Here is a 12,269-nt window from a genome sequence, read left to right on the forward strand (position 1 = left end):
TGAGAGTTGAGCGAAGCAGGCGTTAGTTCGCCGAGGTGACGATCTTGCCGGACTGCTCCTCGAGCTTGGGCTCGACGAAGAACGACTCGTCCTGGACAACGCGCATGCCGGCGCCGCGCAGCTCGGCATCGTCGAGTTCGCCGCGGCCGTAGGCCATCAGCACGCCTTCCTTGTCGACCTCGCGCTTGATGCGCACGAAGTGGTTTGCCGCATCGAGCGCGCCGAGCACCTTGTCCCAGGTCCAGCCGGCGAGCGTCTTGAGCTTCGGCATGCCCGTGCGGAACCCGAGCGTCCCGTGGATGAAGTCGATCGACTTCTTGCCGCCGAACTCCTCGGGCGAGGCTTCGGCCCACTGCTGCAGCAGCCCGCTCAGCGCCTCGATGCGCTTCGCGAGCTGGTCGATCGTGCCCTCGTGCTCCTGGCGGATTGAGGTGAGGCGCTGATCGAGCTTGGCCTTGGCGGCGTTGAGCGCGGCCGTGCTGGCGGCGATGTCGCCGAGGACGCGCTCCGCCTCGGCGCGCGTCGAGATTACCGGGCTGGTGAGTTTGATGCGATTGGAGGTCATGGACGAATCAGTTGAGAGTTGAGAGCTGAGGGTTGAGCGCAGGGGTGGTCAGCGTGACTGCGGTTGCGCGGGCGGCGTGTAGCGCTCGAGCAGGTCGGCGGCGTTCAGCAGGCCGATCTTTTGGCCGTGCCAGTAGGCCAGCTCGTTGGGCGTGATGGCATACATCTCGGCCCACCAGTCGGTATTGTCTGCCCAGCTACGGAGCTGGATCACCAGGGCTTCGCGGTCGGCCGAACTGAGCGGTGGCAGCGGACGAGAGGAGGTCGGCGAGAACGTGGAGCCGAGCAGTCCCGCCGCGAAGGCGACGAGAGCGACGAGGACGAACACTAGGGTCTTGGGAGTTTTCATGGGATATGGGTGCGCCGGATTACGCGCCGGCGCTCGCGTCCAAGGTGCCCGTGGAGGGCGCGGTGCCTGTGGCCGGAGTGACCGGCGAAATGGCGGTGAAGAGTTGCGCGAACGCGTCGGCGAGTTCGCGGACGTGGATGGCGGTCGAGGCGTGCCACTGACCGAGTTCGCGCATGCATGCGCCGGTGGCCTGGTTGCCGCAGCGCTCATGATTCTCGGCGAGGAACTCGCACGCTGACGCTTGATCGGCGTGCCAGTCGGCCAGTTTGCGAAGATCGTCGAGGCTCATGGCAGCGCGGCCCAGGCTGACGTCACGCAGCCGATTGCGAAACCGGCCGCGACGAGCGCGACCGCCACGCACCACAGCACGCGCCGCGAGAGCGTCACCGGCGCGGACGTGCCGGAGACCGGCAACGGGAAACGATGGTTGAGGTGCTTGTTCACGATCCGCCTTTCTGCGGCATGTTCGCCTGCTGCGCGGCGTCGTTGATGTCGGTGACAAACTTCTCGAGGCGCGTGGCCTGGACCCTCATCCAACCGGCGGTCTCCGCGGCGTCCGCCATTTCTTCGGCGACGTCCCGACGATCACGCGTAGCCTTATTCGCCTCTTCGCAGTGGTGGATCAGCATTCCAAGCTCATGAATAACCTGCGTCGCCTGCGTGCGGACGAGTTGAAGCTGGGTGGCTTTCACGATCCACCTCGCAGTTTGGGGCTGGTGGTCTCGCCCGCGCGTTGAGCGCGGAGCGCCTCGATGAGCTCGGCCTCGTAGCGCTTCGCCTGGTCGAGCTCCTGCTCGAGGTCGTGCTGCCGGCGCAGCAGCGCGACGAGCACGACGAGCACGCCGACCAGAAATGCGAAGAGAATCGTGACGATCAGAGGGCAGAGGAGCGTGATCATTGCTCGTCCTCCTCGCCGGCCGGCGGGATCACCGGCTCGCTGTCGACCCGCCGCAGGTGATCGACGCTGATCTCGTCGGAGCTCTCGGCGTTCGCCAGCTTGCGCGCCTTCTCGAGCTTCTGCACGGGCACGCGGCAGCCCCAGGGCGTGGCGTTCCACTTCTTGAGCAGCGGATATGCCTCGGGATCGTTGACGACCCGGAACTCGCGGGCGAATTTCAGCAGATCCTTCCGGGGGAGTTTCTGGTCGAGGCGGAGGATCTCGTCAGGCCCGCCGATGCGGCCGACCCACTGCGCCCAGTACGGATCGTTGCTGGTGATGACACGAGTGAACGACGGCACCCACATCAGGATGAGGCAGAACCCGATGTCGTCCTGCAACTCGTGGAGGTAGTTGAACACCGGCTGCTGATCGGGCTGCACATTCGGCCGGAACAGCCGCTGCACGTTGTCGATGATGATGCAGCGCGGCTTGGCCTCGCCCACCTCGATCGTGACCGCACTCTTGAGGAAGCGCTCAATCTCCACCTCCTTGCCTCCGACGTTCTTCGACTCGGCCACTTGGTAGAGCTCGGCGAGCTTCTGCACCACACGCGCGCGGGTGGCGCGCGCCGGCGCCTCGAAACCCACCGTCTCGCGGTGATTGTTGAGCGCCGTGTATTGCTTCCGGCATGATGTCTTCTGCGCCCCGCTCAGGCCCTCGACCGCGCCGACGCGGCAGCTCGAGGAAAACGTGCGGCGCGAATCCACGTAGTCGCGGAACAGCGTCCAGTTATCCGTCTCCACGAACCCGATCATCCCGGCCCTCTCCTGGCGCAAGGCGTGGGCCCGGATGGCGTCGATGTAGACCTTGAGGCGTTTGGCGTCGCCGCCCGGCTTGAAATAGCGTCCGGTCACGACCTGGTACCAATACTGGTCGCTCGGGTTGTTGCCCGATGCGTCTCGCAGCCCGAGCGCGCAGGCGAGCTTCCACAGCAGCGCGTGTTCGCCGTTGAGCTTCTGTTGCGTGAAGAGCCGGAGCCACAACGCGCCTTCGCGCACGGCGTCCGGATAATGAGCGAAGCGCTCGATGGCGGCATTGACGTCGCCGCGGATGATCGCGCGATCGGCGAGGTGTTTATTCGTCGGCACGATCGCGCCGGTCGAGCCGGCGACCGTCACGGCGAGATTGCCGTTCGTGCGCTCAGCGGTTTGGATGTTGGACATGTCTGGACCTCCTGACTTCGTGGTTAACTGGACCTCGGGTGTTCTGGACTAGGTCGTGGGGCGCGTCGTAACCGCGCTCCACGGCCGCTTAAGCTTGGGTTAAGGCTCGTCGTCGCTGTCGTAGAGCGAGCCTCCTGGCTGGACGGTGTCGGCGGTGCGCGAGGCTCCGGCGATCGCGCTGTCGACCTGGGCGCGGCGCTTCTGGCGGGCGCGCTGTTCGGGCGTGGTACGACCGCTCTGCGCCTGCTCGCCGAGCTGCGCGAGCAGGTCGGTCGCCTGCTCGGCGGCCTCGGCGTCGCGGCGCATCAGCGGGGCCGCGGCGCGCAGCACCGGCACGAGCCGCTCGCGCGCGGACTTCGTGCGCTGGCCGCAGGCTTTCGCGAACGCCTCGGCGTCGCCCCGCGTCGGCACGAGCGTGCGCGGCGCGTAGCCAAGATAGCGGCCTTTCGCGTCGCACACGTGCATCCGCTCGGGGTCGAGCATCGACACGAACGTCGCGTAGCATTCGCCGTCGGGCAGCACGGTGGTGTTGCCCTCCTCATCGATCGCCACTCCCTCGAAATGATGCTCGCCGGGCCCGACGTCGGGATCGGCAAAGTGGATCCGCCCGTCCTTCGCCACGCGGCGTTCCTCCGCGCAGTCCATGCCGAGCAGCGCCGGCACCAGGTGCGCGGGCAGCCGGGTGAGGTGCGGCATCACGCGCTCCTGGTAGACCTCGCGCGGGCTCATCCGCCGGCAGGTCACGAGCCGTGGATCGGCGCGCAGCGCCTGCTCGATCGCCGTGCGCACGCCGGGCGCGTAGCCCGCCAGCTCGGTCTGCCGGCGCCAGTCCTCGTGCGGCGCCAGCCGGAAGAGCGGCGCCATGAAGCCGCACTCTTCCCAGCCCTCGAGCTCGTGCTCCGTGCGATCGTTCATCCGCTCCTGGATGAGGTCGACGAGCTCGACGACCTGGGCGAACGGCGGCGTGATGTTGGCGGTCACGAGCTCGCGCAGCGGCGCGGGCACGAGCAGCGCCGCGCGCTGCAGCTGGTCGAGGTGACGTTCGCGGCCGTGCAGCTCGTCGGGCTGGTTGACTCGACCGATGTTGCCGGTCTGCGCGGGCAGTAGCAGCCGGTCGCCGGTCTCGTTGTGGATCAGGTTGCGCAGCGATTCGAGCGCCGCCTTGATCCGGAAGTTGCCCTTGCTGCGGCCTGCGTAGAGACCCTCGGCGAGAGGCGAGCCCGACGTCGTACCCTTCTCGACGCGCAACTTGCCGCCGGAGAAATCGTGCAGCAGCCGCATCACGCGCTCCGGCACGGTCGCCGTGCTGAGCTCCATCACGAGCCGGCAGCCGTCGGGATTGTATCCACGATTTCCGAGCACGTGCGCTAGGAGGAACAGCATTTCGCGCTCCTTCAGCCGCTCCATGCGGCCCGTCTTGTCGTTGAGGAGCTCGGGCTTCATGCCGCGGCCGAGCTGGAAACCCGAAAGCAGCTCGAGCGCGTCGAACTGCAGCACGCGGCGCATGCCGCGCTGGCCTGGCACGCTGCACTCGAGATCATGCCACACGTCGTCGAATTGGAGGATCGAGCCGGGCGCCAGGCCCACGCGCGTCTGCAGCACCGACGGCAGCAGATCCTGCGCAGCCGTGAGTCCGATGCGCGCCACGCGCTTCACGATCGCGGCGGGCTTGTATTTCTCGCGCATCAGCGTCGCGTAGCTCAGCCGCCGCGGCATGTCGGCGGGGCGATTGCGATCAGGCAGACCAGGGATGGGTTTGCCGTTGCTCCACTCGCGCTGCAGCTCGCGATACGCGGCCTTGCCGCGGCCGCTGAAGCGGAAGAACAGCTCGTGCCAGTGCAGCACCGTCTCGGGTGCCAGCGCCTCGCGGTCCTCAAGCGGCGCGCGAGAACGGTTCACGAGCATGCGCCAGTCGCGGCCGTGCGCGACCCAGCGTTCGAAATAGCACTTGCGCAGCGTGTGCTGGCTGAGCCGCTCGCCGGCGTGCAGCCGGTGCGTCTCGGCGCGCACGCCGGCGGCCGCGGTGCGGGCGGCGTCGATGCGCTCCATCGCCTGCAGCCGCGCGCGCAGGTGCGGCTTCTCGTGGTCCGGCAGCGCGCCATATTCGGGCGAGGCGAGCATCTCACGTTCGCGATCGGAGACCCGCGCGGGCGAGATACTGCCTTCGACGATGGAGAGAGTCATCATGCGGAAAGTTGAGAGGTTGGAGTTGAGGGCTGAGCGGGACGCGCGCGAAGAACACGTGTCTCGTGCCTCGGGCGGAGGCGCATCAGCGCGCTGTAGCTCAGGCCTCGCGGAAGCGGCTGCGTGGGCTTGCTCGGCGCTGGGAGGCCAGGAATGGCATCTCCACGGCGCCACCAATAGACGAGGAATCGGTGCGCAACGCGGCCGGTGTGGAAACGTGCAACGAGGGAGTGCCAAAAACAGATGGTTTCGTCGGAGATCATGCGCGGTTCTCCTTTTTGAGGGTGGCGCCGACGGCTTCGCAGGCGTCGACCAGGTTGCCGTGCAGCTCGCGGCGGCGGGCTTCGGTGCACTGGTTCCAGAAGTGGTTGTCGGGCTCCAGGTGCTCGACCAGCAGGTTATTGAGCAGCTTCGTGATCTCGTGCCAGCCGGCATCCTCGGGCTTGGGCGCGGGCGCGTCCGCGTCGTCACCCGTATCCGTGCCGCCCTTGCCGCGCGTGTTGCCGCCTTTCGCTCCGGAGCCCTGCGGCTTCTTCACGATGCCGAAATCCTGGTAGAGCTCGGAGAGTGCCTTGCCGTCCGTCACCTTGCCGACTGCCTTGGTGAGCTTCTGCTGATCCGCCTTGCTGAGCTCCGAAGGTGCCGAATCCAGGAGCTTCAAAAACGCATCTGGTTGCGTTTTTAATGCCTTGCTCTTCAGCCCGTCGGCGAGGGCCATGTAGTTCTGCGCGGTGCGCAGTTTCAGCCCATGCTGCTGGAGCGCGCTCGCGAAAAACTCCTCCCAGTTGCCGTGGCCGCACTCCTTCTTTAGCGCCTTCAGCTCGAGCCCTGCAATGACCGCTGCGGCGGCCATCTGCGCAGCCGAGGTCATGATCGTCGTGTGCTGGTGCAGGATTCGCTGCACGCGCGCGTCCAAGTCGCGGATTGCGGGAAGGTTTTTCATTCGGGAGAGTTGATGAGGCGCTGGATCGCGTCGTGATCGCCGGCGAGGTAGGCGGCCTTTAACGCGCGCTTAAACCCGGCTGGAGGCACGGTGATCGCACCCTTGCCGCGCAGCGCAGGGATCTTTGTGACCATGTCCGCGTAGAACTCCTCGAAGGCGGAGTTCTCCTGGTCGATCAGCGGCGCGAGATGGTCGTAGGATTTCATCACTCGATCGCCGGCAAGGTGTGCACCGGTTTGCGGACGTTCGCGTAGATGATCGCCTCGGCGATCGCCTCCTGGGCGCGGTGCAGCGCGGCCCACGACTGCACCGACATGTCGTCGCGGTGCGCCTCGCGGATCGCGGCCAGGGCCGCGCCGAGCGCATCGAGTTTCGTCGGCAGATCGACGTTCGCGATCCGGATCTCGATGGCCGATGGTCGGGCAAGCGGTGCGTCCATGGCTCAGTTCCTCCAATACGGGCCGTCCCATCGGGAGCAGCCGCGGGAGAGCCCGGTGATGATCCACAGCTCGACGACCGCGTCGTTGCCACCGACGTCCATGCACGGCGGGAGCATGCGCTGGAGTAGTTCGCGCTTCGTCATGGCGTCGGTTGCGGTTGGGTGACCTCCACCCAGCGGTCGGGATGGGCGCGCCGCACGAATGCGAAGCCCTCGGGCTTGAGCAGCACCTCGCTCTGCCACAACGCGAACCAAGCGCGGCCGTCCTGCCAGACGGTGATCCTCCAGATCGGCAGGCCCGGCCGCGCGGCGGCGTAGTGGATCTCGATCGGCAGCTCGGGCACGAGCACGCGCGCGGCGATCATGCCGAGCTGCTGCGGGATCTCGCGGGGACGGAGGACGGTCATGAGGCGGGCGAGCTGAGAGTTGAGTGTTGAGGGCCGATCAGGCGGCGACCTGGGGTTTTGGGCTCGGCGCGGCGTTGAGCTCGGCGAGCTCAGCGCGCCGGCCTGCGAGCAGGGCCTCATGCGAGGCCCGCGTTCGCGTGTCCCAGTCGTCACCGATGCGCACCGGCTTCGCGAGTCGCGCCTCATGCGACGCGATCTCTTCCACCACGCGCTCGCGACGCCGACGCCGTTGCAGCCACAGCGGCGCAACGTCGGTCTCTACCTCCAGCCCGTATTTGGAGAGCGACCACGTGAACGCGTCGAGGGAGCCGCCCTCCAGCTTCTCGAGCGCCTGCTTGGCGGAGACGCGAAGGCTGAAACAACTGTTCAGATTGCGCAGCACCCGCGAGTCGCGATTGCTGGGGAAAACATAGACGACGATGCCGCGATGCTTGCGGATGAGCCGCGCGAACTCGGCGCGGTCAATGATCGTGCGCTCGGCCTTCTCGGGGTCGAAGCTCTCGACGGGCTGGACTGCTGTGTTCTGGACCGGTGTATTCATTTTCGTGTTTCTTGTGGTATTCCTCTCTGTCACGAAGCTCTCTGGCTCTGGCCGCGGAACGCCTGGCGCTGGAAGGCGGCCGAGATCCGCAGCGCCTCGTCGGGCGCAAACTCGCGGGCGAGGCTCTCGACCGCCTGGACCTTGGTCTCTGCGTCGTATTTCGCGCTGCGCACGAGCAGCTCGATCGCGAACGCCCGCGGGATCCGCAGCGTGTCGCGCTTGCCGTCGCCGCCGTTGTAACGATGGCATTTCCCCGCCGCGCCAAAAGCCTCCTCGATGAACGTCGTGCCCAGCCCCGTGCGCGCGGCGATTTCCGCGACGCGGAGAAACGGCTTGTCCGGCAGCAGCCAGTCGAACTGCAGCGTAGCGGCAGCGGCGGCTTGGCGGACTTTGGCATCGAGGACAGGCATGGGAGTCTAAGGTTGAGAGTCGGATACCGGGCGTGCAGACTCGGCGGAATGGACGCCATTACCCTGGGCATCGCGTTGCTCGGCGCCGCGCTGGGCCTGAGCAACCTCTGGCGCGAGATCGATCGCGCCCGCATCAAGCTGCGTGTCCGGCCGCAAGGCTGGGTCGACAGTCTCCGGAACCACGGGCTCTGTATCGACGTGGTAAACCGCAGCGAGTATGCGGTGACGATCGTGGCCGTGGGCATCAAACTCCGCGGCGACAAGAAGCTGGAGTGGCAGTTTCTGCCGATCGATCCGAACGCCCGCTGTCCGCATCGGCTCGAACCACGCGACTCCGTAAGCTTTCGGGCAAAACCGGGGGCCGAGCAGGACCAGCAGTTGCTCGAGCGCGGGGATCGCGCCTTTGCGCGCACCGCCTGCGGCTGCACTGTCACTGCCACGAGTCCCTACCTGCGCAGCCTCCTCGCTCGGCGAAAGACGCGCGTCGAGTGAGTCGTCGTAGGCGAGGACGTAGAAGCCAGGGAAGTCGATGCGCTTCATCGCTCGCCTCCCTGGCCTGAGCCCGTCGAATGGCCTTCCTCTCCGAGATCGAGCCGGAGCTGGCGCGAGCGCGTCTCGATCGACTCGAGTTCGTCGGCGAGCTTGGTGAGCTCAGCGAAGCGCGCGGAGCGCGCCGGCAATGTGGTAGCCAGTGCGCGGTATAGGCGCAGCCGCACGTGGACCGGCTCGTCGGCCGCCTTGTCCATCACGTATCCACTGAGGAACTCGCTGGCCGGCGATCTCACTGGAGCGCCTTTCTGATCGCCTCGCGGGCGCGCGGGAACCGATCGTTGTGTATCGCGGTGCTGACCGTGGTCCGGTGCCGCCGGATTTTCTTCGCCAGCTTGGCGACTGTCATCCTCCGCTGCCAAAGCCGCGTGCGCACCCACAGCGGAAAATCTTGTGTTTGATCCAAGGTCATGCTCACTTGGTCAACTAGTGTTGACCAAAGTAAGCACGCGTCAAATCCAAAAGTGGGAAAAGTAAGCAAGTCTGCTGACCTCTCAAAATCGCTCAGAAAGGCGCTGGGCGGGAAGACCCAGGCGGAGCTGGCGGCAGCGTTGCTCGTCTCGAGAAACTACATCTCGCAAATCGAGGCTGGCCTGAAGACACCGTCTCCTCGTCTCGAGCTGCAGATGCGCCGCATGCTGACTGAGGCAACATCGCGGCATGCTGACTTAGGCGGCAAGGTGGAGGAGCCCGCTGCAGAATACCATACAGACACGACAGAGGCTCACACCGCGCCGACCGCCGCTCAGTGTCTGCGATACATGGTCGATTACCTCGCGGCGGCCCAGAGCATACCTGGAATGCTCGGTAGTATCTGGGTCGAGCTTCACCGGCGTTTTCCCATCGACGAGATCGAACAATTGAAGCGGCAGATGGAAGTGGAAGGGACCGCCAATGGAGCGGTGCAGACAGCGATCAACGCTGGTCGCAGAAAAGCCTTTGAAGAGGCTGCTAGACTTCTCGCGGAACAGATGTCCCCTGAGAAAGAAAAGACTGGATGAGCGCCTGCTTCTCAAATTGCTCCAGTCGCTCCATCAGAGCGCGTCGGTCCTCCACGGCGGCGATGAGCGCCTCCAGGATGGGGCAATCTTGGCAGGCGATATCACGGGCGGGCTGATCGCGGAACATACGCGTTGATGATAGCAGACGAGAAAGGGCCCTCTGACGGTTTCTATCGGCGGGACAATGTCCCGCTGAAGCGCGATTGTTTACCGCTGCTGGGCGCAGTTCCGTCGTCGCGTGTCCACGCGCAAGAACTCACTGCGAGTGCTACCGAGCATCGCGGAACGCATCCCGGAGCGCGCCAGCCAATTGGGAGTCACCGTGAGTGGTCTGATCGCGGCCATTGTGTGGAACCATGCACAGGCACCATGCGTGATCGCAGCCGAGGCTTCGCCCCCAAGCTTGGCGCGGGTGAATCTGCCCTGCTCGTGGCGTCGCGGCATGCGCGCGATGCTGCTGCGGCTGGCGCGCGATGCCGGTCTGACGCCGAACGCGCTCGTCGAGGCGCTGCTCGCGCGCGAGCTGCGATCGCCCGAGCCGACACTCACCCTCTTGCCTCGCCGCGGTTCCGTGAAGCCGCGGCTGTAGGTGCGCCAGCTTCAACCCCGCCAACCCCATGACCTATCGTCGCCCGATATTGGCGAGCGTCTATTACTTCGTCGCGTGGCTCGCCGCGATCGTCACCACCGGTTTGCTCATCTCTGCACGCAAGGCGGATCCGGTGGTCTGGCTCTTGATTGGTGGATACGGCTTCGGAGCAACCGTGCTCGCAGCGGGCCTCGGTCAGGCGTACAGCCTCATCGGCCGGATCGCTCACAACACCGATGTGCTCCGCGAAGAGGCGGAGAGCCGCCGCGCCGAGCGCCACGCAGCCGCCGTGGGCGGACCAGGGGCCGAACGGATTCCAGGCATCAACTGATCTCTCGATGAAAGCCAAGGTTCTCGCTTCGCTCTTCGGGCTCGCACTCGCCGGATGCGTGCCGATCGAGTGGGATTTGCGCGACGTGAAGAATCCGGCGCCGCCGCTTGGTGTGCCTGCGCAGCTCTCACATGTCCGGCTCGCGCCCAGACTGCTCGCTCTCGATGTGCTGGCCTCCACACCGCCGGCGAAAACGCGTTATGACATCGGCCCGCTCCTGGCAGAACGATTCACCGGCAACGAGGATGCGCCGCTGACGCTCGACTTCGTGGCCGCGGGAATCCGGCAGGAAGGCGGCGGGGTTACTTCGTTCACGCTTTCGGTTGTGCTCCGCGGCGCCGGCCTGGAGCGTCCTATCACCGTAGCGGCGCGGAGTGAGAGGCGCTGGAGCTACGAGAGCAGCACGCGCGAGGCGGTTGATCGCGCACTCGCGCAGCTAGTCGAAGCCGTCGACTCACGCTGATCCGGTAAAAATATCTGCCGCCGTTCCCGCGATGCCCGCCGTTCCTTAGACGGCGGGCCTTTTTTTTCGGATACTCGCCGGCACAGAAATGCCGGCGACCCACGCAAGTCCAGCCCCATCCTCACGCATCCGTTGCACCGACACGATTGCGATCTACGAGGTCCGCGGTCTCGATGTGACCTCCACCTCGGCCCGCACGGCGCTGCACTGCTCCACGACCCACGGCATCGTCGAAATCCTGCTGCCCACCGGCTTGTTCGTCGGGAAGTGCCGCGGTGAGCGCGATGCCAACGGCCGCCCGCTCGGCGCGGTGATGGTCGCGAAGGAGCTGCGCGAGCGCCAGGAGCAGCTCCGCCGCGAGCTCGAGCAGGACGCGGCCGAATCGCGCGCTGAACTGCAAGCGCTGCGCGAACCCACGGCATCGGTCGCAGCTCAGCGCGCGTTCACCCCGGATGCGCCTGCGCAGGAGGACGCAGCGAAAGCAGAGGATTCAGATCGGGCGCCGATCACATTCTCCTTTCTCAACCACGCTCTCGTCTCCCTCGAGCCGCTGCCGGAAAAGCGAGACTACATCGCCCGCGAGCGCGCGCTGCGCGCCGCCTGGGAACTCTTCATCAGTTCGCCGGAACAGGTGACCGTCTTCGCGATCGCCGAAAAACTCGGCTGCCGCGCGTCCTGGCTGCGCACGATGTTCGACCTCTACGCGAGCGACCCCGCTGCGCCGGTCCTCAAGCCCAACGGCAAGCTCCGCTGACCCCTTTGTTCCACCAAAACATCCCGAGCATGAAAACGAAACTCCTGCTTCTCTGCGTGAGCCTTTGCGCTCTCTGTGTGTTCTCCGGTTGCGACAAAGATGCAGCCAAAGGCCTGGTCTTCGAGACCTCCACCGTGCAGGCGGGCGTCGTCCAGCAAGACAGCATCCAGGCGCCTGATGGTTCGTTGATCGTGGTCACCCCGGAAATGCGCGGCGTCGTCGACCCGGCGAAGATCATCCCAGCTGGCACACCCGTCACGCAGCAGGTCGTCGCCCCCACCGCCACGGCCAAGGCGGTCGTCTCGGCAGTCAAATACCTGCCCATCCCGTTCGCCGACGTCGCCAGCTACGCGCTCAACGGGCTACTCGGCATCGCGGCGGTCTGGTTGACGAAGAAAAAGAAGACTTCGGAAAAGGTGAACGCGTCGCTCGTCCGTGGCGTGGATACGTTCCGGGACATCCTCGATCAGACCGAGGGCGGCGCGAAGCTCGACGCCTATCTCACCAAGACGCTCGCCGAGCAGCAGCGGCAGGACGGCGTGCAAGCCGCCGTGAATTTCCTGCTCGATCGCTACATGACGCCGGCGAAGCCCAGCCACGCCGATCTCACCGCGACTGCACTGAAAACCTGAAGCAATCGCG

At 65.9% G+C, this 12,269-nt stretch carries 23 protein-coding genes; 7 read left to right on the plus strand and 16 right to left on the minus strand.

Annotation, left to right across the window (positions count from 1 at the left end):
- Window positions 1–22 precede the first annotated feature (22 nt).
- The 15 genes from OTER_RS24350 to OTER_RS17205 all read right to left on the minus strand — a co-directional run bounded on the left by OTER_RS24350 (window position 23) and on the right by OTER_RS17205 (window position 7,940).
- Window positions 23–565, minus strand: a complete 543-nt coding sequence (locus OTER_RS24350; RefSeq protein ID WP_012376195.1) for a host-nuclease inhibitor Gam family protein — start codon at window positions 563–565, stop codon at window positions 23–25.
- Window positions 566–613: 48 nt separating this feature from the next.
- Window positions 614–913 carry a hypothetical protein gene (locus OTER_RS17150; protein ID WP_012376196.1) on the minus strand — a complete coding sequence of 100 codons (300 nt, stop codon included), beginning with the start codon at window positions 911–913 and terminating at the stop codon, window positions 614–616.
- A 19-nt stretch (window positions 914–932) separates the two neighbouring features.
- Window positions 933–1,202 carry a hypothetical protein gene (locus OTER_RS17155; RefSeq protein ID WP_012376197.1) on the minus strand — a complete coding sequence of 90 codons (270 nt, stop codon included), beginning with the start codon at window positions 1,200–1,202 and terminating at the stop codon, window positions 933–935.
- Window positions 1,199–1,357, minus strand: a complete 159-nt coding sequence (locus OTER_RS26265) for a hypothetical protein (RefSeq protein ID WP_158305467.1) — start codon at window positions 1,355–1,357, stop codon at window positions 1,199–1,201. Before OTER_RS26265 ends, OTER_RS17155 begins: the two co-directional genes overlap by 4 nt.
- On the minus strand, window positions 1,354–1,605 hold the full coding sequence (locus OTER_RS17160; RefSeq protein WP_012376198.1) for a hypothetical protein: 252 nt from the start codon (window positions 1,603–1,605) through the stop codon (window positions 1,354–1,356). Before OTER_RS17160 ends, OTER_RS26265 begins: the two co-directional genes overlap by 4 nt.
- Window positions 1,602–1,811, minus strand: coding sequence for a hypothetical protein (locus OTER_RS17165; protein ID WP_012376199.1), 210 nt, complete (start codon window positions 1,809–1,811; stop codon window positions 1,602–1,604). Before OTER_RS17165 ends, OTER_RS17160 begins: the two co-directional genes overlap by 4 nt.
- Window positions 1,808–3,016, minus strand: a complete 1,209-nt coding sequence (locus OTER_RS17170; RefSeq protein WP_012376200.1) for an ATP-binding protein — start codon at window positions 3,014–3,016, stop codon at window positions 1,808–1,810. Before OTER_RS17170 ends, OTER_RS17165 begins: the two co-directional genes overlap by 4 nt.
- Window positions 3,017–3,115: 99 nt before the next feature.
- A complete protein-coding gene (locus OTER_RS17175; protein ID WP_012376201.1) occupies window positions 3,116–5,203 on the minus strand; it encodes a hypothetical protein in 2,088 nt (695 codons plus the stop codon).
- 256 nt (window positions 5,204–5,459) lie between these two features.
- Window positions 5,460–6,143: a hypothetical protein gene (locus OTER_RS17180; RefSeq protein WP_012376202.1), complete on the minus strand. Its 684-nt coding sequence runs from the start codon at window positions 6,141–6,143 to the stop codon at window positions 5,460–5,462.
- Window positions 6,140–6,349 (minus strand): hypothetical protein, encoded by a 210-nt coding sequence (locus OTER_RS17185; protein WP_012376203.1) that lies wholly within the window; start codon window positions 6,347–6,349, stop codon window positions 6,140–6,142. Before OTER_RS17185 ends, OTER_RS17180 begins: the two co-directional genes overlap by 4 nt.
- Window positions 6,349–6,582 (minus strand): hypothetical protein, encoded by a 234-nt coding sequence (locus tag OTER_RS17190; RefSeq protein WP_012376204.1) that lies wholly within the window; start codon window positions 6,580–6,582, stop codon window positions 6,349–6,351. The genes OTER_RS17185 and OTER_RS17190 overlap by 1 nt, the downstream gene beginning before the upstream one ends.
- Window positions 6,583–6,585: 3 nt before the next feature.
- The gene (locus tag OTER_RS26690) at window positions 6,586–6,726 is read right to left on the minus strand and encodes a hypothetical protein (RefSeq protein WP_012376205.1); all 141 of its coding nucleotides are present in this window, start codon (window positions 6,724–6,726) and stop codon (window positions 6,586–6,588) included.
- Window positions 6,723–6,989, minus strand: coding sequence for a hypothetical protein (locus tag OTER_RS17195; protein WP_012376206.1), 267 nt, complete (start codon window positions 6,987–6,989; stop codon window positions 6,723–6,725). The genes OTER_RS26690 and OTER_RS17195 overlap by 4 nt, the downstream gene beginning before the upstream one ends.
- Before the next feature lie 37 nt (window positions 6,990–7,026).
- Window positions 7,027–7,530: a hypothetical protein gene (locus tag OTER_RS17200; RefSeq protein ID WP_012376207.1), complete on the minus strand. Its 504-nt coding sequence runs from the start codon at window positions 7,528–7,530 to the stop codon at window positions 7,027–7,029.
- Window positions 7,531–7,559: 29 nt separating this feature from the next.
- Window positions 7,560–7,940, minus strand: coding sequence for a hypothetical protein (locus OTER_RS17205; protein ID WP_012376208.1), 381 nt, complete (start codon window positions 7,938–7,940; stop codon window positions 7,560–7,562).
- Between the two features lie 48 nt (window positions 7,941–7,988).
- Between OTER_RS17205 and OTER_RS17210 the strand changes: the two genes are divergently transcribed.
- Window positions 7,989–8,432: a hypothetical protein gene (locus OTER_RS17210; protein WP_012376209.1), complete on the plus strand. Its 444-nt coding sequence runs from the start codon at window positions 7,989–7,991 to the stop codon at window positions 8,430–8,432.
- 44 nt (window positions 8,433–8,476) lie between these two features.
- On the opposite strand, the gene OTER_RS17215 is transcribed toward OTER_RS17210, so the two are convergent.
- Window positions 8,477–8,725 carry a hypothetical protein gene (locus OTER_RS17215; protein ID WP_148218162.1) on the minus strand — a complete coding sequence of 83 codons (249 nt, stop codon included), beginning with the start codon at window positions 8,723–8,725 and terminating at the stop codon, window positions 8,477–8,479.
- 174 nt (window positions 8,726–8,899) lie between these two features.
- On the opposite strand from OTER_RS17215, the gene OTER_RS17225 reads away from it, so the two are divergent.
- The 6 genes from OTER_RS17225 to OTER_RS17245 all read left to right on the plus strand — a co-directional run bounded on the left by OTER_RS17225 (window position 8,900) and on the right by OTER_RS17245 (window position 12,259).
- The gene (locus tag OTER_RS17225) at window positions 8,900–9,490 is read left to right on the plus strand and encodes a helix-turn-helix transcriptional regulator (RefSeq protein WP_012376212.1); all 591 of its coding nucleotides are present in this window, start codon (window positions 8,900–8,902) and stop codon (window positions 9,488–9,490) included.
- Window positions 9,491–9,902: 412 nt separating this feature from the next.
- On the plus strand, window positions 9,903–10,079 hold the full coding sequence (locus tag OTER_RS26270) for a hypothetical protein (RefSeq protein WP_158305468.1): 177 nt from the start codon (window positions 9,903–9,905) through the stop codon (window positions 10,077–10,079).
- Between the two features lie 28 nt (window positions 10,080–10,107).
- Window positions 10,108–10,410 (plus strand): hypothetical protein, encoded by a 303-nt coding sequence (locus tag OTER_RS17230; protein ID WP_012376214.1) that lies wholly within the window; start codon window positions 10,108–10,110, stop codon window positions 10,408–10,410.
- 7 nt (window positions 10,411–10,417) lie between these two features.
- A complete protein-coding gene (locus OTER_RS17235) occupies window positions 10,418–10,873 on the plus strand; it encodes a hypothetical protein (RefSeq protein ID WP_012376215.1) in 456 nt (151 codons plus the stop codon).
- An 88-nt stretch (window positions 10,874–10,961) separates the two neighbouring features.
- Window positions 10,962–11,627, plus strand: a complete 666-nt coding sequence (locus OTER_RS17240; RefSeq protein WP_012376216.1) for a hypothetical protein — start codon at window positions 10,962–10,964, stop codon at window positions 11,625–11,627.
- A gap of 29 nt (window positions 11,628–11,656) precedes the next feature.
- Window positions 11,657–12,259, plus strand: a complete 603-nt coding sequence (locus OTER_RS17245) for a hypothetical protein (RefSeq protein ID WP_012376217.1) — start codon at window positions 11,657–11,659, stop codon at window positions 12,257–12,259.
- The last annotated feature ends 10 nt before the right edge of the window (window positions 12,260–12,269 follow it).

Origin of the sequence: Opitutus terrae PB90-1, from assembly GCF_000019965.1 — a bacterium.
Taxonomy (GTDB): domain Bacteria; phylum Verrucomicrobiota; class Verrucomicrobiia; order Opitutales; family Opitutaceae; genus Opitutus; species Opitutus terrae.

Excerpts from the sequence above, each read along its gene's own strand:
- OTER_RS17245 (WP_012376217.1), top strand. The coding sequence starts at position 11,657 with ATGAAAACGAAACTCCTGCTTCTCTGCGTGAGCCTTTGCGCTCTCTGT.
- OTER_RS17195 (WP_012376206.1), bottom strand. The coding sequence starts at position 6,989 with ATGACCGTCCTCCGTCCCCGCGAGATCCCGCAGCAGCTCGGCATGATC.
- OTER_RS17210 (WP_012376209.1), top strand. The coding sequence starts at position 7,989 with ATGGACGCCATTACCCTGGGCATCGCGTTGCTCGGCGCCGCGCTGGGC.
- OTER_RS17165 (WP_012376199.1), bottom strand. The coding sequence starts at position 1,811 with ATGATCACGCTCCTCTGCCCTCTGATCGTCACGATTCTCTTCGCATTT.
- OTER_RS17230 (WP_012376214.1), top strand. The coding sequence starts at position 10,108 with ATGACCTATCGTCGCCCGATATTGGCGAGCGTCTATTACTTCGTCGCG.
- OTER_RS17235 (WP_012376215.1), top strand. The coding sequence starts at position 10,418 with ATGAAAGCCAAGGTTCTCGCTTCGCTCTTCGGGCTCGCACTCGCCGGA.
- OTER_RS17225 (WP_012376212.1), top strand. The coding sequence starts at position 8,900 with ATGCTCACTTGGTCAACTAGTGTTGACCAAAGTAAGCACGCGTCAAAT.
- OTER_RS17150 (WP_012376196.1), bottom strand. The coding sequence starts at position 913 with ATGAAAACTCCCAAGACCCTAGTGTTCGTCCTCGTCGCTCTCGTCGCC.
- OTER_RS17155 (WP_012376197.1), bottom strand. The coding sequence starts at position 1,202 with ATGAGCCTCGACGATCTTCGCAAACTGGCCGACTGGCACGCCGATCAA.
- OTER_RS17190 (WP_012376204.1), bottom strand. The coding sequence starts at position 6,582 with ATGGACGCACCGCTTGCCCGACCATCGGCCATCGAGATCCGGATCGCG.
- OTER_RS17185 (WP_012376203.1), bottom strand. The coding sequence starts at position 6,349 with ATGAAATCCTACGACCATCTCGCGCCGCTGATCGACCAGGAGAACTCC.
- OTER_RS17175 (WP_012376201.1), bottom strand. The coding sequence starts at position 5,203 with ATGATGACTCTCTCCATCGTCGAAGGCAGTATCTCGCCCGCGCGGGTC.
- OTER_RS26690 (WP_012376205.1), bottom strand. The coding sequence starts at position 6,726 with ATGACGAAGCGCGAACTACTCCAGCGCATGCTCCCGCCGTGCATGGAC.
- OTER_RS24350 (WP_012376195.1), bottom strand. The coding sequence starts at position 565 with ATGACCTCCAATCGCATCAAACTCACCAGCCCGGTAATCTCGACGCGC.
- OTER_RS17180 (WP_012376202.1), bottom strand. The coding sequence starts at position 6,143 with ATGAAAAACCTTCCCGCAATCCGCGACTTGGACGCGCGCGTGCAGCGA.
- OTER_RS17200 (WP_012376207.1), bottom strand. The coding sequence starts at position 7,530 with ATGAATACACCGGTCCAGAACACAGCAGTCCAGCCCGTCGAGAGCTTC.
- OTER_RS17170 (WP_012376200.1), bottom strand. The coding sequence starts at position 3,016 with ATGTCCAACATCCAAACCGCTGAGCGCACGAACGGCAATCTCGCCGTG.
- OTER_RS17240 (WP_012376216.1), top strand. The coding sequence starts at position 10,962 with ATGCCGGCGACCCACGCAAGTCCAGCCCCATCCTCACGCATCCGTTGC.
- OTER_RS17205 (WP_012376208.1), bottom strand. The coding sequence starts at position 7,940 with ATGCCTGTCCTCGATGCCAAAGTCCGCCAAGCCGCCGCTGCCGCTACG.